Genomic DNA, 16,417 nt, shown 5'->3' on the forward strand with positions numbered 1-16,417 from the left:
AAGAACTCCAACACCGTATGCGGCGGCGGCATGGACCGCCAAACATTTTCATCATCAACGATGCTAAAAACGCCGTGCGCCCTTGATGGCGCACGGCGGTTTTTTATGGAGCACGAGGGTTGAGCCACCAACCGACTCATTAGAGCATCGGACCGAAAATAGGAATCGGAACGATGCTCTAAGTTTTTGTTTACGCATCGGATTCACCCGAAAACCGGTTCCCACTTTTCGGTCCGATGCTTTAATTGCGGAGAACGAGTAGAAACCCGCCCTCATTTACGCGATTGGGTATGTCGCGATCAGGCGAGCGTCTCACGCTTTAAGGTTTTGCTTTATCGCAAAATTATTGCACGTTTTACGCCACAACCCCTGCCCGCTCGGCGACGGCAGTATCAGAGCGCTGCAATCCCAGCCGTTCCAGCGTGGCATGGACCAGCGGAGCACGGTTCATCGTATAGATATGGAATTCGTCGATACCCCGTCCCTGCAGGTCGGCGATCTGCTCGGCAGCCAGCGCCGCGGCGACATTGGCGCGCTCGGTGGGCTTGTCGTCAAGCCCTTCGAAACGCTTGTCCAGCATAGCGGGAACGGATGTGCCGCACATTCCAGCAAAGCGCTTCAACTGCGTGAGGTTGAGGATCGGCATGATGCCTGGCACGATAGGAATGCTGATCCCGGCGGCCCGTACCTTGTCGAGATAGCGTTCAAAAATATCGTTATCGAAGAAAAACTGGGTGAGCGCCCGGGTCGCGCCATTGTCGACCTTGCGTTTCAACATGTCGAGATCCATGGCAAGATCCGCACTTTCCGGATGCTTTTCTGGATAGGCAGAGACAGAGATCTCGAAATCGCCAAGCTCTTTCAGACCCTTCACCAGGGCTGCTGCGTTTTCAAAGCCACCCGGATGCGGCTGATAGGCCGAACCGACACCGGTCGGCGGATCGCCGCGCAGTGCCACGAAATGCTTGACGCCAACCGCACGAAAATCCTCGACCACCTGGGCGATTTCCTCGCGTGTCGCACCGACGCAGGTGAGATGGGACGCGGTGGCAAGCGGCGTTTCTGCCAGCAAGCGGCGCACGGCGGCCAAGGTCGGCGCCTTGGTGGTGCCGCCAGCGCCATAGGTCACGGAGACGAATTCCGGCTCCCAGCCGGTGAGTTCATCGACCGTGGCCCAGAGCTGAGCCTCCATCTCCTCGGATTTCGGCGGAAAGAATTCAAAGGACAGCTTGAAGGGCCGCGCCTGATCTTTTTTGGACGATGTATGTGCCATCAGTAAACTCCCGCCCGCGCGGCCTGCTGCGCCACGGATGCTGTGGCTTGACCATAGGTCGCCAGCCAGATTGTTGCCGTAAGCGCCTCCCCATCCCTGTGGTTCGGCGCAATATCGATTGCGTTTGTGACGTCAAAACCAGTCTTGACGAGCCAGCCCTCCATCAAATGATGAGAAAACCCCAACCGCACATGCGCGTGATCCTCGCGCAAATGCTCCAGCTTATGCGGTGCAAGATCGATGATCACCAGGCGGCCACCGGGCTTCAGCATACGCGCCGCCTCGTTCAGCGCCAGCTCCGGCTCCACCAGGAAATGCAGTACCTGATGAATGATCACCACATCGAACTCGCCACCATCGAGCGGCAGATTGAGAATATCGCCCTGGCGCACGGCAGCCTTGGCCACACCGGCCTTGTCGAGATTGACCCGGGCAACCGCCAGCATGTCGCGGCTGGCATCAATGCCCACCGCCCGATGATAGCGGCTTTCGAGCAGTTGCAGGATACGCCCGGTCCCGGTGCCAAGATCCAGCAAAGCCTCGACTGTGTCTTCGCCGATCAGCTTCACCAATGCATCTTCGACCTCGCGGTCATTGATATGCAGCCGGCGCAACTCGTCCCATTCAGCGGCGTTGCGACTGAAATAGGCCTGTGCCTTTTCCGCCCGCGCCCGTTTGACCGCTCCAAGCCGCTCGCCGTCCCGCGCCAAAACAGGATCGGAGGTGGAGGCAACCGCCAGGAGATGACGGGCGAGATCGCCCGCAGCCCCCTCCTGTTTCAAACGGAAATAGGCCCAGGCACCTTCCTGGTAACGATCCACCAATTCCGCCTCAGCCAGAAGCTTGAGGTGGCGCGAGATACGCGGCTGGGACTGACCGAGAATGTCGGTCAGGTCAGATACGGTCAGATCTCCCGCCGCCAGAAGTGCCAGCAGACGCAGGCGGGTTGGTTCACCTGCCGCCTTGAGAAGATCGACCAGACCGTCCAATGTAAAAGACATGCTCATGTCGCTTCCATCAATCAAGATATAAACATATCTTTATGTGATGCGTGGAGTTTTCGCAAGCCCCAAATTGCTGTTCACTATCCTCCCTGCACCGTGAATTAGGCCGCACACTCATAAACCGGGTTTGCAAATCGGCCTGATTTTGATTCACTGAGGCCTTGATTTGGAGGCCTCTCATGACCCGTCGCCGGTTTGATCTCACCGATTTCGAATGGACTGTCATCCAGCCCTTGTTGCCCAACAAGCCGCGTGGGGTGCCACGTGTTGACGACCGGCGGGTGATCAACGGCATCTTGTGGCGGTTTCGGACAGGTTCACCCTGGGCAGACGTTCCTGATCGATATGGTCCATATACAACCTGCTACAACCGGTTCGTGCGATGGCGAAAGGCGGGTGTCTGGGATCATGTTCTGGGCGAGATTTCCAAGGCTTTCGACGGCGATATCGTTATGATCGACAGCTCCTGTGTCCGTGTTCATCAACATGCGGCCACGGGAAAAAGGGGGATCAACACGATGGCTGCATGGGACGTTCCCGTGGCGGCTTGACCACCAAAATCCACGCCGTTGTCGATGCCGATGGCCGACCGATCCGTCTCGCACTCACAGCCGGTCAAACCCATGATGGTCGCATGGCAGAACCATTGTTACAGACAATCTCCAAGGGTGCGATCCTGCTGGCGGACAAGGCCTACGATACCAACGCGATCAGAGCATTTGCAAAGCAAAGGCAGGCATGGGCCAATATTCCTGCCAAGAGCAATCGGAAGGGAAGCTTCCCTTTCAGCCAATGGGTTTACCGACAGCGCAATCTCGTTGAGCGTTTCTTCAGCAAACTCAAACAGTTCAGAGGCATCGCAACCCGTTACGACAAAGACCCATTGAACTTTCTCGCCGCTGTCAAATTGGCAGCAGCAAGAATTTGGATCAGATCGTTATGAGTCTACGGCCTAACAAAAATCCGCCGGTGACTGGTGCCACCGGCGGTATTGAAAGTCCTGCCTCCTGAAATAAACAGGCTCGGCATTGTTTGTCTTTTTGGGAAAATCGGCCCGATTTTTCCCTGACGAGCTCTAGGCGACCCGCTGGCGTGCGAAATCCGCCCGTCCAGCGGAAGCCGCAGCACGACCGGAGTTCTGGTGGCCCGTCTTGAAATTCGCCAGTAGTTCCGAGAGCTTGGCTGCTTCATCGGCAAGCCCTGCCCCGGCGGCATTCATCTCTTCGACCATCGCTGCATTCTGCTGCGTGGCTTGGTCCATATGGTTGACGGCGACATTGACTTCGCCAAGCCCTACCGATTGCTCCTGGGCGGCTGTCGCGATGGCATCCATATGTTCATTGATCTCCTCGACCACCTGCGCGATGGCACCAAGGCCCTCGCCCGTATCATGAACCAGCTTGACCCCCTCGGAAACCGCAACTTCCGAATTTCCGATCAACTGTTTGATTTCCTTAGCCGCGTTGGCGGAACGCTGCGCAAGCTCGCGCACTTCCTGGGCAACGACGGCAAAGCCCTTACCGGCCTCCCCGGCGCGCGCTGCCTCAACGCCTGCGTTGAGCGCCAGAAGATTGGTCTGGAAAGCGATTTCGTCGATCACGCCGATGATCTGGACAATCTGCCGAGACGCATTCTCGATCCGGCCCATCGCAGTCACTGCATTGCCGACCACGTTACTGGACTTGTCGGCGCGGCTGCGGGCATCCCGAACGAGATCACGGGCCTGGCCAGTTCGCAGCGAGGTCGACTTCACATTGGCGGTGATTTCTTCCAGCGCCGCCGCTGTCTGTTCCAGTGAGGCCGCCTGGGTTTCGGTCCGCTTGGAAAGATCGTTGGAGGCATCGGAAATTTCACCGCTGCCATTGCGGACGCCGCTCGCGGATATGCCGACGGAAATCAGAACGGACCGCAGCTGGTTGACCGATGTATTGAAGTCGTGCCTCAACGCCTCGAACTGCGGCGCAAATTGCTCCTGGATTTCGCAGAGCAAATCACCCGCCGCCAACTGGCGTAGCCCGGCGGCCAAGGCCCCGGTGGCGCGGGCGAGACGTTCGTTTGCCTCCGCCTCGGCCTTGGCCTGCATTTCCTCGCGCTCGATCTCGGCAAGACGGCGATTTTCCTGAGCCGACCGTTCCAATTCATCGTTGCGAAGCGCTGCCTGGCGGAACACCTCAACGGAGTGGGCAATGTCGCCGATCTCATCTTTGCGGTCGAGATAGGGAATAGCGCCAGCTTTGTCACCCTCGGCAAGGCCGGTCATACGGCTCAATATCCGGCGAATGGCATTCGAGAGAACCCGCAGGACCGAAATGCTGAACACGGCAGTGACCAAAACCAGGATGCCGAGAACCGTCACCATGACATAGAAGGAGTTACGCGCGTCCGACAGCTGCGCATCGGCAAAGGCGCCCAGATCTAGCGAGGTGGATTTGATCAGGTTGGCAACGAAATCCCGCCGCTTGGCCATGATCGTGTTCCAGGTGTCGAGATCGCCAGCGGTTGGAGTATATGCACGACCCACGGACATTGCGTCGACGGCGTTCTGGACAGGCGCGACATCGTTTCCTCGCCAGAACTGGTCGTACTGATCGATCAACGGCTTGGGCAGGAATTGCTGCATCGGCTTCAAGTAGATCATGGCCTTATTGAAACCAGCATGGAAACGGGCCGACTCTTCCGGAGAAAGCGTGCCTTTTTGGGTATAAACCTGGCCGATCCGGTTGATGATCAGATAGGAGTCGTTGACCTGCAACAGGGAATAATAGCCCTGGATACCTTGTGACAACAGGCGATCATCGACCAGATTGGCGGCACGACCGGCCAATTCCATTCCCATGGCGGAAATAGGCTGGAGATATTTCAGAGGCATGATCGGATCGACGCGATCAGCATCGACGGCAGAGCGAAATTCGCCGATTTTGGCAAAGGAATCAACCAGCCGGTTCTTCAGGCCATTCAGGATTGCGTCATCATAGCCAGCGGCGATGACATCGTTATAGGCGCTCACCACCTTCGCATAGGCCGCATCCGATGTTGCCCGCGCCTCTGCCCTTGCTGCCGGCTCAGCCGCGCCCTCCAGAGGCATGACCAACAATAGATTGCCGCCGTCCCGTGCCAGTTGCTCGAGGGTCACGGCCTTGGACGTTTTCGTATAGTTTTCCCAGGCCTCCCAGCTCAGGATCGCACCCAGCACGATCGCCGCCAACAAGGGCACGATCCCAAGGCTCGTCAAAAGCACCTTAAACGGCAAAGCGGAAATAATTCGCATAACCCCCCCCAAAAAACATAGGATTCGTCGCATAGAGCAACAAAAACTCATAGTGATTTTCAATTTGCGAGAAATTGATTATTTTTTCGTAAGTAAATTAAAACAAACGGAATCAACCTAAAGATGCTGTATTTCATATTAATCGCATCAATGATTAGCATTTATTAATATAAATCAAAAAATGCCCTCGAAATTTTTCGAGCTAATTTTCTCTGGCTGGGGTTTTCTCTAACTGCGGACTGGGCCTCACATTGAACGAAAAAGCCTCCCCCCTGAGCGATGCCGGGCTTTTTTGTGTTGGAGAGGGGTTTAGAATTCTTCCCAGGCATCCTTCGAAACGGTAACAGCGGCGTTACCTCGGCTCTGACTTGCTACCACTCGGCTGGCTCGCGTGAGGGTGGCTGGCTGCCGCTCCGTACGGGCCGGCGCTGCCGCAGCCGGTCGAACGGATCGATGCGTGCCACTCGCCGCCGCGCGAAACAAACCAGCCTTTTGCCCGCCCGTCTCGAAATTTGCCAACAGGTCGACAAGCCTGGTTGCTTCACTGGAAAGACCCGCCCCGCCGCGCTCATTTTCTCTACCATGGCAGCATTCTGTTGGGTGGCAAGGTCCATGTGATTGACGGCGGTATTGACTTCGCTAAGACCGACCGACTGTTCCTGCGCCGCCGTCACGATGGCATCCCTATGCGCATTGCTGGTCTGCACGAGTTTGGTAATTTCGCTCAGGCCCTTGCCGGTATCGTTTACAAGCCTCCCGCCATCGCCGACTGCCACTTCCGAATTGGCAATCAGTGCCTTGATTTCCTTTGCTGCATTGGCGGAACGCTGGGCAAGCTCGCGAACGCGCTGAACTTCAATGCAATCAAGCTCATCACAACGCCGCATCTCCTCGGCTTCAGGCTGTTATCCTGAGTCCGAATGGTCGATTCGGTGAAAACCGAGCTTGTTTTCGTGATCGCGAGCACGGTATCGCCATAGAAAAGCTGCTTTACATTCAAATTCTTATTGCGACTTTCCAGGGGACGCGAAAACGCGCGTCAAGCAGTTGGCACATCGAGACGATCGTGTCGAAATGTCCTTGGATCTTGTTCAACATCGCCGCGAATTTTGGGCTGCCGACAAAGGTGACCGCTGCGATAAAATCCTTCATGGCCGCGTTTCAGACGGCAATTCAGCAGAAAATCAAACAGCGGCTTATTGACCGTTGTCAGTTTTGCGACATCGCGGAGCACACCGAACTGCTTTTAAGCGACATAGAGCGATCACGATACCATGGCGCCCAAGGCAATGCTGATAATAAAAAAGACTGAAACCAGAACGTTACGTATAGAAAACATACCTCCCAGGGGACTAAACCCCTGGATGAATTTCATCACGTAAGCAATCAATGCGGCGGTAAAATTATGATATCCGATAAACAACCCTGAGATGGAAAAACCTTCTCAGGGTTGCCAATAATCACGATTAACGGGTCAGGCGCTTGTAGCTGACGCGCTTCGGATTGACGCTTTCGGCGCCCAACCGGCGGATCTTGTCCTTTTCATAGTCTTCGAAATTGCCTTCGAACCATTCCACGTGGCTGTCGCCTTCGAAGGCGAGAATGTGAGTGGCCAGGCGGTCGAGGAACATGCGGTCATGCGAAATGATGATCGCGCAGCCAGCAAAGCTTTCCAGCGCATTTTCCAGCGCGCCGAGCGTTTCGGTATCGAGGTCGTTGGTTGGTTCGTCGAGCAGCAGAACATTGCCGCCAGCCTTCAGCATCTTGGCCAGATGCACGCGGTTACGCTGACCACCGGAGAGATTGCCAACCTTCTGTTGCTGGTCGCCGCCCTTGAAGTTGAAGGCACCGCAATAAGCGCGGGAGTTCATGTCGAACTTGCCGAGCTTGATGATTTCGGCACCACCGGAAATTTCTTCCCAAACCGTTTTGTCAGCAGCCAACGTATCGCGGCTCTGGTCGACATAACCGAGCTGCACGCTGTCGCCGACTTTGACCGAGCCTGAATCTGGCGTTTCCTGGCCGGTGATCATCCGAAACAGTGTTGTCTTACCGGCACCGTTCGGGCCGATCACACCAACGATACCGCCCGGCGGCAGTTTCAGGCTCAGATTGTCGATCAGCAGACGGTCGCCATAGGACTTCGAAATCCCGTCCAGTTCGATCACCACCTGGCCGAGCCGTTCGCTAACGGGAATGATGATCTGCGCATCGCCGGGACGCTGCTTTTCAGCTGCTTCCACCAGTTGCTCATAGGACTTGATACGGGCCTTGGACTTGGCCTGACGGGCCTTGGGGCTGGATGCAATCCATTCCTGCTCGCGCGACAGCGCCTTCTGGCGCGACGCATCTTCGCGGCTTTCCTGCATCAGGCGCTTGGCCTTGGCTTGCAGATAGGCCGAGTAATTGCCTTCGTAAGGAATGCCACGGCCACGGTCGAGTTCGAGAATCCAGCCGGTGACATTGTCGAGGAAGTAGCGATCGTGGGTAATCATCAGCACGGAGCCGGGATATTCCCGCAAATGGTTTTCCAGCCAGCCAATGGTTTCAGCGTCCAGATGGTTGGTTGGTTCGTCGAGCAGCAGCAGGTCTGGCTTTGACAGCAGCAGCTTGCAGAGTGCCACGCGACGGCGCTCACCACCGGAAAGGCTGGTTACATCGCTGTCGCCGGGCGGGCAACGCAGCGCATCCATGGCCATTTCGACCTGATTTTCCAGATCCCAAAGGTTCTGGCTGTCGATAATATCCTGAAGCTTGGCGCCCTCGTCAGCCGTCTCGTCCGAGTAATTCATCATCAACTCGTTGTAACGGTCGAGGACGGCGGTCTTGGAGGCAACGCCTTCCATGACGTTTTCGAACACGGTCTTATCAGGGTTCAGCTTCGGTTCCTGTTCCAGATAGCCCATGGTCGCGCCTTCGGCGAGCCAGGCTTCACCGGTATATTCCTTGTCGAGACCGGCGATGATGCGCAGAACCGTCGATTTACCGGCACCGTTCGGGCCGAGAATACCGATCTTGGCATCGGGATAGAAGGACAGGTTGACGTTCTCAAGGATCTTCTTGGCGCCATAGGACTTGTTAAGCCCGGACATGTGGTAGATGAACTGACGTGCCATCGGTAAAATGCTCCGCACGGGTAAATGGAATTGCCCGCTATGTAGGCGAAACCGCAAGCGGGGGCAATGCCGCCCGCGCAATTCCTTCAGGTCTTGCCCTGTTTACGGGATAGGATGGAGCCGCACTATTCGGTCTTAAAGCAGGCTCATTGCAGCCCAACCGGATCGACAATACCTTGATTGCAATCAAACTTGGTTGAGCCTGCCGCCTGGATGCGCTCCTGTAGCGGCGTCCCGGCATCGCCATCGCCAAGTCCTATGGTCAATTCCGTCACAATCCGTCTGTTGCCGTCTTGTTCACAGCTCATTTTGACCCGCCGTCCAGCACCCGTACCAAAGCTGGCATCAAACGCCGTCTGCACATCTTCCTGGGTGACCGTCTTGCCCACATTGGCGGCAAACAGACCGTTGACCGCCGAACCGTTCAGGGTCTCGATCAGCGCGATCGCCTCGGCAAAATAATCTTGCTGACCAAGCCCAGTGCAGGTGCCATGCTTGATCCATTCGTGCCGCTCCAATGATGACTGTGTGCCGGGCATGACCCGGTCCAGCGCCTGACGAGTGGAGGCAGACAGTGTCACTTCCGGCAGATCGGTCCAGCGGCTTTTCTTGTCGGCATCGATATCGGCCTGATCAACACCGCAATAGTTCTGGCGCATCGGCCAAAGACCATGCAGGGTAAAATGGCTGGCATCATAGCGGTCCGCCGTCTGGCTCTTGCATTCCGGCTTGTCCGGCTTGGTTTCGCAAAAGCCCGGCTGCCAACTGACGGCCAGAATGCTGGTCGTCCTGCCTTTTTCTGCTGCGAAAGACGGATGACCGGCCAAAAAGACCGCCGCAGCCAGACCCAGATAGTGAAAATGCTTCATGATGCTCTCTCTCCGAATCGCTTAAGGTCTTCATGGAACGGTTGAAACAGGCTTGCAACCTTGAATAACGGTATGAACCTGCCTTTCAGCAATTGCACTTGGCAGCAAAATCACGTCATTTTTCGGGGCGGGCCGGTTTTCGGGGCAGAACGAGTTGAGACTCGCGATATACCATTCGCGTTCGGCACTATCGGGAGGACAGCATGTTTGACGAAACGCTTTACCTGCAAAGGCCGGATGGTGCCCGGATCGCCTACCATCATCATCAGGCAGACAATGACGGCAAGGCCATTCTGCTCGTCAATCACGGGCTGATCGAACATTCGCGTCGCTATCGCCGCTTTGCCGCCTTCATGGCCGCTTCGGGCTTTCACGTTTACGCCCACGACCACCGTGGACATGGAGAAACCCAGGCGCCGAATGCGCCGCTTGGCCGCTTTGCGCGAAAGGATGGCGTTTCGCTGGTGATCGAAGATGCCAAGGCAATCCGCGACCTGGCCATTGCCAACCATCCAGGCCTGCCGGTTCTGCTGTTTGGTCATTCCATGGGCGGGCTGATCGCGCTGCGCACCGCCACGGAGTTCCCGGAAAGCTTTCAGGCGCTGGCGGTGTGGAATTCCAATTTCAACAACGGCATCGAGACCCGGTTCGCCCGGCTGGTTCTGAAGATCGAGCGGGCCTTGAAAGGCTCTGACGTGCCAAGCCTGCTGATGGCCAAGGCCACCTTCGAGGCCTGGGGCAAGTCCGTACCCGGCCGGCGCACTCTGTTCGATTGGCTGAGCCGCGATGACGCGGAAGTCGATCTCTATGCCAATGATCCGCTCTGCCGGTTTCAGGCCAGCAATTCCCTATGGATGGACGTGCTTGACCTGACGGCGCAAACCGCCACCCTGCCCCGCCTTGCCCGGTTGCGGACCGACCTGCCCATTCATCTGGTCGGTGGCGGGCAGGACCCGGCCACCAAGGGCGGCGAGGCCACCCGCGCACTGGACCACCGCCTGCGGCAATCCGGTTTGACCGATGTCACGCTGACCCTTTATCCGGCCATGCGGCATGAAACGCTCAACGAAATTGGTCGTGACGAGGCCATGGCGGCGTTTCGGGATTGGGCGCGAACGGCGCTGGGGCTAGAGACTGTTCATTCCGGTTTGGAATGACCCTATAACAGAAAGTCACGTGCCGTCCGGCACGATGGACGGTATAGACAGACGATCAAAAGCGAGACAATTCCGCATGTCCACTCCACCGCGCGCCCCTTCAGGCACATCCAGCCAAGCGCCGTTGTTCTCCGGCGTCACGTTCGGACTTGGCATGATGGTCCTGTCGGTACTGGTCACGCCGCTGGTGGATGTGTTTTCCAAGCTGGCAACAGAAACCATGCCTGCTGCCGAAATCAGCCTTGCCCGGTTTTTCTTTCAGATCCTTTTCATGCTTCCCGTGCTGATGATACGCCGCACATGGTTGAAACTGTCCTGGTCCAACACCCGCCTGCACATGATCCGTGGCGGTGTGCTCTGCCTGTCGATGCTGACCTTTGTTACGGCTCTCAGGACCATGGAAGTGGCGGATGCCGTGGCAATCTTTTTCGTCGAGCCGATCATCCTGACGATCTTGAGCGGCATTATCCTCAAGGAAAAAATCGGCTGGCGCCGCTACCTCGCCTGTGGCACCGGATTTATCGGCGCCATGCTGGTGGTGCAGCCCAGCTTCCAGGAAGTCGGAGCTGTCGCCTTCCTGCCGATCATCACCGCCTTTTGCATCGCCATTTTTGCAATCCTGACACGGCTATTGTCACGCCATCAGGACCCGTTCGTCATGCAGGTGGAAACCGGCTGCTGGGCCATGGTGTTTTGCACCATCATGATCGCCATAGGCCAGACAATGAACCTCGCCATGTTCGATCTGGTCCAGCCGGACATGACCGGTACCATCTGGCTCATCTGCACCGGGGCCACCGCCGCCGTGGGCGGTGTGCTGGGCGTGTTTGCCTATCGCGCCGCACCACCCTCGATGCTCGCGCCGCTGCAATATCTGGAAATCGTCACCGCCACCCTGTTTGGCTGGCTGGTCTTCCATGACCTGCCGGATGCGCTGAAATGGCTGGGTATTGCCATCATCATCGGCTCCGGCCTCACCATCATCTGGCGGGAGCGTAAACACGCATCCAGCCCTGTTTCCGACAGCAACGGGCCACCGCAACCTTAAATTCGGCCAAACCACATCCAAGGATTACTCGATGAAAAGAACCGGCGGACAATTGATCGTTGAAGCCCTGAAGGCCAATGGCGTGAAGCGCGTCGCCTGCGTGCCCGGCGAAAGCTATCTGGCGGTGCTGGACGCGCTGGTCGATAGCCAGATTGAAACCGTCGTCTGCCGTCAGGAAGGCGGGGCGGCGATGATGGCCGATTGCTGGGGCCGGTTAACCGGCGAGCCCGGCATTTGCATGGTAACGCGCGGTCCCGGCGCCACAAATGCCTCGGCGGGCCTGCATATCGCCCGGCAGGATTCGGTGCCGATGATCCTGTTTATCGGACAGGTCGCCCGCGACATGCGCGAACGCGAGGCGTTTCAGGAAGTCGAATACCGTCGCGCCTTTACCGAATTTGCCAAATGGGTCGGCGAGATCGATGATGTCGCCCGCATCCCGGAATTTGTCAGCCGCGCCTTTGCGGTCGCCACCTCCGGGCGTCCCGGTTCCGTGGTGCTGACCCTGCCGGAAGATGTGCTGGTGGAAGAGGCGGACGCGCCAGAAGCCCGCCCCTATATGCCGGTGGACGCGCATCCCGGCCCTAGCCAGATCGCTGCGCTTGGCGCGATGCTGGAAAAGGCGGAACGCCCGCTGGTCATTCTCGGCGGCACCCGCTGGGATGAGGCCTCGGTGAAGGCGTTTGAAGATTTCGCCGCGCAGTGGAAACTGCCGGTCGGCTGCTCCTTCCGCCGCCAGATGCTGTTTGACCATCTGCACCCCAATTACGCGGGCGATGTCGGCATCGGCATCAATCCGGCGCTGGCGAAAGAGGTGAAAGAAGCCGATCTCATCCTGTTGCTGGGCGGGCGTTTTTCCGAAATGCCGTCGTCCTCCTACACACTGATGGACATCCCCTACCCCAACCAAAAACTGGTGCATGTCTACCCAGATCCCTCCGAGCTTGGCCGGGTTTATCGCCCTGATCTCGCCATCTGCGCCAGCCCAAAAGATTTCGTTGCGCCTCTGGTAAGCCTCAAAGCGCCAGCCTTGCCGGTTTGGGCCGAGCGGACAAAAGCCATGCATGCCGCCTATCTGACCTGGTCCACGCCGCCTAAGACCGGACCCGGTGCCGTGCAGATGGGGCCGATCATGGAATGGATCGAAGCCAATACCGCGAAAGACGCCGTCTTCACCAATGGCGCGGGCAATTACGCCACATGGCTGCACCGTTTCCATCGTTTTCAGGGCTACAACACGCAGGCAGCCCCCACCTCTGGCTCCATGGGCTACGGCCTGCCCGCTGCCGTGGCCGCCAAGGCGCAGTTTCCCGAACGTGAAGTGATCTGCTTTGCCGGAGACGGCTGCTTCATGATGCACGGACAGGAATTCATCACTGCCGTGCGCTACAATCTGCCGATCATCGTTTTGCTGATCAACAACAGCACCTATGGCACGATCCGCATGCATCAGGAGCGCGAATACCCGGGCCGCATCAGCGCCACCGATCTGGTGAACCCGGATTTCAAGGCCTTTGCGCAGGCCTATGGCGGACATGGAGAGCTGGTGGAAAAGACTGAGGATTTCGCGGCGGCGTTTAAGCGGGCCCGCGCTTCTGGCAAACCGTCGATCATCGAAATCAAGCTGGATGCAGAAGCAATTACGCCGACCCGGACCTTGACTCAAATTCGCGAGAAAAGCTGATAACGCTTTGAAATGACAGCCCTCACCCCAAAAGCAAAGCTTGGCAACGGTCTCTCCGCATCATGCTGGAGAGGCCATTGCGGCAAGCCGCACCAGCCAGCTGCGAACAACGGCTTCATCATTCTGCGAAAGACCGGATACTAATTCATTTTCAAGCGCATAGACACGTTTCTTTGCCTCATTCAGACGATGATGCCCGGTTTCGGTTAAATCGAGTTGCTGAATGCGGCCATGAATGGGATGCGGTCGCCGCTCCACAAGCCCTGCCTTCATAAGATTGGCGACGATCACGGTCATGGTCTGCGGTGTCAGCAGCGATAAGCGCGCCATATCCGCGCTGGAATGTCCGGGATAGGCAGCCAGCATGGTCAGGACGGAAAACTGCGGCTGGGTTAGATGGAGGTCATCCAACTCCTGCTCGACGCGGTTTCGATAAGCATTTGCTCCTTGGCGCAGCAGGTAGCCCAAATATCCATCCTCACCCCGTTTCCCTTGGCCTGCCTCAGGCAGGGCGGAATCGTTTTGCGTCTTGCACATTGTAAGAGCCCTGATATGTTATTCGTACACTGATAATAGCATCCAAACCGGGCAAACCCAATATGACAAATCCAAATGCGCCAGATCCGCAGAGCATAACCTATGAGCACTTTCGCCAGACGTCGGCCGCCGCCCATGCAGCGCTTTTAGCGATGGGAAAAGCTGTCGATGACAGCGGCCTCGAAAAAGAACTGACGGAACTGGTAAAATTGCGGGTGTCCCAGATCAATGGATGCGCGTTTTGCACGCAACTGCATCTCAATATGGCGCGCCGGATTGGCGTGGAGACACAAAAACTTGATCTACTGGTCGCATGGCGAGACGCAGGCGTTTATTCGGCCAGGGAAAGAGCAGCACTTTTGTGGGCCGAACAGATCACAACCATGGCAACACACCGCACAACAAACGATGATTACATAGCGTTTTTCAGAGATTTCAGCGAGGAAGAAGCCATCAATCTCACGGTTGCCATTGCCAATATCAATGCATGGAACAGGATTGCAGGCGGACTGCATTTTCCGCCGCCAGCAGCCTAAATATAACGAACAAGAAGGCCGGCTTCCACCGGCCTTCAAGGTAAAATGCAGTGTCTTAAATCGCAGCCGTCACGATGAACTCGACCTTGTAATCCGGGGTTGCCAAAGCAGCTTCGCTGGTGGCGCGGGCTGGCGGGTTGGCGGGGTCGATCCAGGCTTCCCAGACAGCGTTCATTTCAGCGAAAGTCGACATGTCGGAGAGGTAGATGATGGTTTGCAGGATCTTCGACTTGTCGGAACCGGCAGCGGCCAGCAGGCGATCCACTTCGGCCAGCGCCGACTTGGACTGTTCGGTGACACCAGTGCCTTCGCCGACCTGGCCAGCCAGATAGACGGTATTGCCGTGGACGACAGCACCGCTCATACGCTTGCCGGGCTCGATACGCTTGATGGACATGGAATATCTCCTTGAGGTTGTGAAACACGAAAACGCTGCGGAACTTGCCGCAGCGTGGGTAAGTTTTTTTGACCGCTTAACGCTGGCGCAAGCTGTGTTCGTAGGTTGCCGTGGAGCGGGCACCGGAACGACAATAGCCGAGCATCGGGCGCTCCAAATCATCAAGCGCGTCGACCATGGCGGCGACGGCATCCGGCGTGACGCCCATCGGGCCAACCGGAATATGGCGGATAGCAAGCCCCAGTTCTTCGGCCCGGGCAGCAATGGCGGCAAAATCCGGCTGGCCGGGCTCTTCTCCATCCGGGCGATGGCAAACGATGGATTTGAAACCCAGCGCCTTGATATCATCCAGATCATCGAGACTGATCTGACCGCTGACGGAATATTCCTCGTTGATCGGCCTGATATTCATCGTCGCATCCTTTTCAAAACCGGCTTAATTGAAACCGGCCAAACATTTACGATGTGGATACCGGGGCGTCAACGCCGCAAGCGGATTCCAGACGCGCCAGTTCTTATACGAAGAAGAAATCCAGCCCGAAGTCCCGGCTCTCACCCGGCGCCAGCATGTCGAGTTCGCCGCCCTTGGCGAGATCCTCGCGCCCAACCCAGCGATGGGAGACCGGCTCGATGCCCACCACATTGGCGGGTGCCTGCTGGTTGCGCCAGATTTGCAGGAAGGGCAGGCTTGCCGTGTCAAAACGCACCACCAGCGTCAGCCCGCCAACCGAGGCGATTGGGCCGAGCCGAAATTCCGCCCAGCCATTCGCTCCCGCCGAGTCGCCGCTGGCGGCAACGCAGAACACCCCGCCCGGCTCCGCGCCGAAGCGCCAGCCGAAACCGCCTTCGTCCAGCATTGCGCCTTCCATCCGCACCGCATCGTCGAACAGTTTTGCAGCTACATTCATGTGATACATCAGCATGGCGGGAAACGGCCCATCACCGCTATTGGTGATCCGGTCGCGGAGCGCGACAGCACCGGTTTGCGCATCGATGCGCCAATGACGCTCCAGAAGCGACTGGCCGCCATCGGCATGACTTACCGGAATTTCAGCCCGGCACTCACTGTCGCTCTGATGAAGGATCGTCGCTGGATGCGATGAAAACGAACCATGCAACGGATAGCGCCGATCGCTGCCATCGCCAATCGGTTCCGGGTGACGAATATGGTCCGGGCCACAGGTAAAGAGAAAACCTTCAAGCGAATGGTCGATGCGCGGATCGCCATCATCAGGGATGGCCCGATGCGGCGACAGATCGACACCATCGATGGTCAAGGTGCGAATATCCAGAACCGAGGTCGGGTCCAGTTCAACGATTGGACCCTTGGCTGCCCGTAGCTTCATGATTCGTCTCCTCCTGCAATCCGCACAGCATTACCGCGTCGATAGCGACCTATGCCATGTCCCAGACCGTGTAAAATGCGGCAGACACCGTTTTTCCGCTTTAAACCCCTATTGATCATGGGGGTTTAACAGTTTCTTCACTTCGTTTTCATTTTTCCATATTAGCGTCAAAATTACAGTGT

At 57.2% G+C, this 16,417-nt stretch carries 15 protein-coding genes and 1 pseudogene; 6 read left to right on the forward strand and 10 right to left on the reverse strand.

Going from position 1 to position 16,417, the window contains the following annotated elements; all coding sequences use genetic code 11:
- Positions 1–355: 355 nt before the first annotated feature.
- Together metF and G6L01_RS10205 are read right to left on the reverse strand one after the other, a co-directional pair.
- Positions 356–1,273 carry a methylenetetrahydrofolate reductase [NAD(P)H] gene (metF, locus tag G6L01_RS10200; protein ID WP_070166455.1) on the reverse strand — a complete coding sequence of 306 codons (918 nt, stop codon included), beginning with the start codon at positions 1,271–1,273 and terminating at the stop codon, positions 356–358.
- Positions 1,273–2,274 carry an ArsR/SmtB family transcription factor gene (locus tag G6L01_RS10205; protein ID WP_070166459.1) on the reverse strand — a complete coding sequence of 334 codons (1,002 nt, stop codon included), beginning with the start codon at positions 2,272–2,274 and terminating at the stop codon, positions 1,273–1,275. Before G6L01_RS10205 ends, metF begins: the two co-directional genes overlap by 1 nt.
- 182 nt (positions 2,275–2,456) lie before the next feature.
- On the opposite strand from G6L01_RS10205, the gene G6L01_RS10210 reads away from it, so the two are divergent.
- Positions 2,457–3,220 (forward strand): IS5-like element IS869 family transposase gene (locus tag G6L01_RS10210; protein WP_139190091.1). Its coding sequence is split into 2 segments (ribosomal slippage): positions 2,457–2,772 and positions 2,772–3,220, totalling 765 coding nucleotides; the frame shifts between segments, so codons are not numbered across the junction.
- A 132-nt stretch (positions 3,221–3,352) separates the two neighbouring features.
- Here G6L01_RS10210 and G6L01_RS10215 read toward each other — a convergent pair.
- Both G6L01_RS10215 and G6L01_RS10220 read right to left on the reverse strand, forming a co-directional pair.
- Entirely contained in the window at positions 3,353–5,545 is a 2,193-nt protein-coding gene (locus tag G6L01_RS10215) for a methyl-accepting chemotaxis protein (RefSeq protein WP_070164533.1), read from the reverse strand.
- A 309-nt stretch (positions 5,546–5,854) separates the two neighbouring features.
- Positions 5,855–6,405 (reverse strand): annotated as a pseudogene (locus tag G6L01_RS10220) (methyl-accepting chemotaxis protein); the annotation flags it as partial.
- Between the two features lie 227 nt (positions 6,406–6,632).
- Between G6L01_RS10220 and G6L01_RS10225 the strand changes: the two are divergent.
- Entirely contained in the window at positions 6,633–6,857 is a 225-nt protein-coding gene (locus G6L01_RS10225) for a hypothetical protein (protein ID WP_139190206.1), read from the forward strand.
- Between the two features lie 154 nt (positions 6,858–7,011).
- Here G6L01_RS10225 and ettA read toward each other — a convergent pair whose 3' ends face one another.
- Together ettA and G6L01_RS10235 are read right to left on the reverse strand one after the other, a co-directional pair.
- Positions 7,012–8,661, reverse strand: coding sequence for an energy-dependent translational throttle protein EttA (ettA, locus tag G6L01_RS10230; protein ID WP_070164535.1), 1,650 nt, complete (start codon positions 8,659–8,661; stop codon positions 7,012–7,014).
- Positions 8,662–8,807: 146 nt separating this feature from the next.
- The gene (locus tag G6L01_RS10235; protein ID WP_070164536.1) at positions 8,808–9,530 is read right to left on the reverse strand and encodes a ribonuclease T2 family protein; all 723 of its coding nucleotides are present in this window, start codon (positions 9,528–9,530) and stop codon (positions 8,808–8,810) included.
- Between the two features lie 203 nt (positions 9,531–9,733).
- Between G6L01_RS10235 and G6L01_RS10240 the strand changes: the two genes are divergently transcribed.
- From G6L01_RS10240 to G6L01_RS10250, 3 genes are all read left to right on the forward strand, one after another.
- Positions 9,734–10,687: an alpha/beta hydrolase gene (locus G6L01_RS10240; RefSeq protein ID WP_070164537.1), complete on the forward strand. Its 954-nt coding sequence runs from the start codon at positions 9,734–9,736 to the stop codon at positions 10,685–10,687.
- 76 nt (positions 10,688–10,763) lie between these two features.
- Positions 10,764–11,735, forward strand: a complete 972-nt coding sequence (locus tag G6L01_RS10245) for a DMT family transporter (protein ID WP_070164538.1) — start codon at positions 10,764–10,766, stop codon at positions 11,733–11,735.
- 31 nt (positions 11,736–11,766) lie between these two features.
- Entirely contained in the window at positions 11,767–13,419 is a 1,653-nt protein-coding gene (locus G6L01_RS10250; protein ID WP_070164539.1) for a thiamine pyrophosphate-binding protein, read from the forward strand.
- 60 nt (positions 13,420–13,479) lie between these two features.
- Here the strand turns inward: G6L01_RS10250 and G6L01_RS10255 are convergent, their stop codons facing one another.
- Complete coding sequence (locus G6L01_RS10255; protein ID WP_070164540.1) at positions 13,480–13,956, reverse strand: MarR family winged helix-turn-helix transcriptional regulator; 477 nt, start codon at positions 13,954–13,956, stop codon at positions 13,480–13,482.
- 62 nt (positions 13,957–14,018) lie between these two features.
- Here G6L01_RS10255 and G6L01_RS10260 point away from each other — a divergent pair, with 62 nt between their 5' ends.
- Positions 14,019–14,492 (forward strand): carboxymuconolactone decarboxylase family protein, encoded by a 474-nt coding sequence (locus tag G6L01_RS10260; RefSeq protein WP_156584818.1) that lies wholly within the window; start codon positions 14,019–14,021, stop codon positions 14,490–14,492.
- 55 nt (positions 14,493–14,547) lie between these two features.
- Here the strand turns inward: G6L01_RS10260 and G6L01_RS10265 are convergent, their stop codons facing one another.
- From G6L01_RS10265 to G6L01_RS10275, 3 genes are all read right to left on the reverse strand, one after another.
- Positions 14,548–14,889: a RidA family protein gene (locus G6L01_RS10265; RefSeq protein ID WP_015916540.1), complete on the reverse strand. Its 342-nt coding sequence runs from the start codon at positions 14,887–14,889 to the stop codon at positions 14,548–14,550.
- A gap of 76 nt (positions 14,890–14,965) precedes the next feature.
- Positions 14,966–15,301 (reverse strand): protein tyrosine phosphatase family protein, encoded by a 336-nt coding sequence (locus tag G6L01_RS10270; protein WP_015916541.1) that lies wholly within the window; start codon positions 15,299–15,301, stop codon positions 14,966–14,968.
- A gap of 103 nt (positions 15,302–15,404) precedes the next feature.
- Entirely contained in the window at positions 15,405–16,238 is an 834-nt protein-coding gene (locus G6L01_RS10275) for an aldose 1-epimerase family protein (RefSeq protein ID WP_070164541.1), read from the reverse strand.
- Positions 16,239–16,417: the final 179 nt, after the last annotated feature.

It is taken from the genome of Agrobacterium vitis (assembly GCF_013337045.2).
Classification (GTDB): domain Bacteria; phylum Pseudomonadota; class Alphaproteobacteria; order Rhizobiales; family Rhizobiaceae; genus Allorhizobium; species Allorhizobium vitis_B.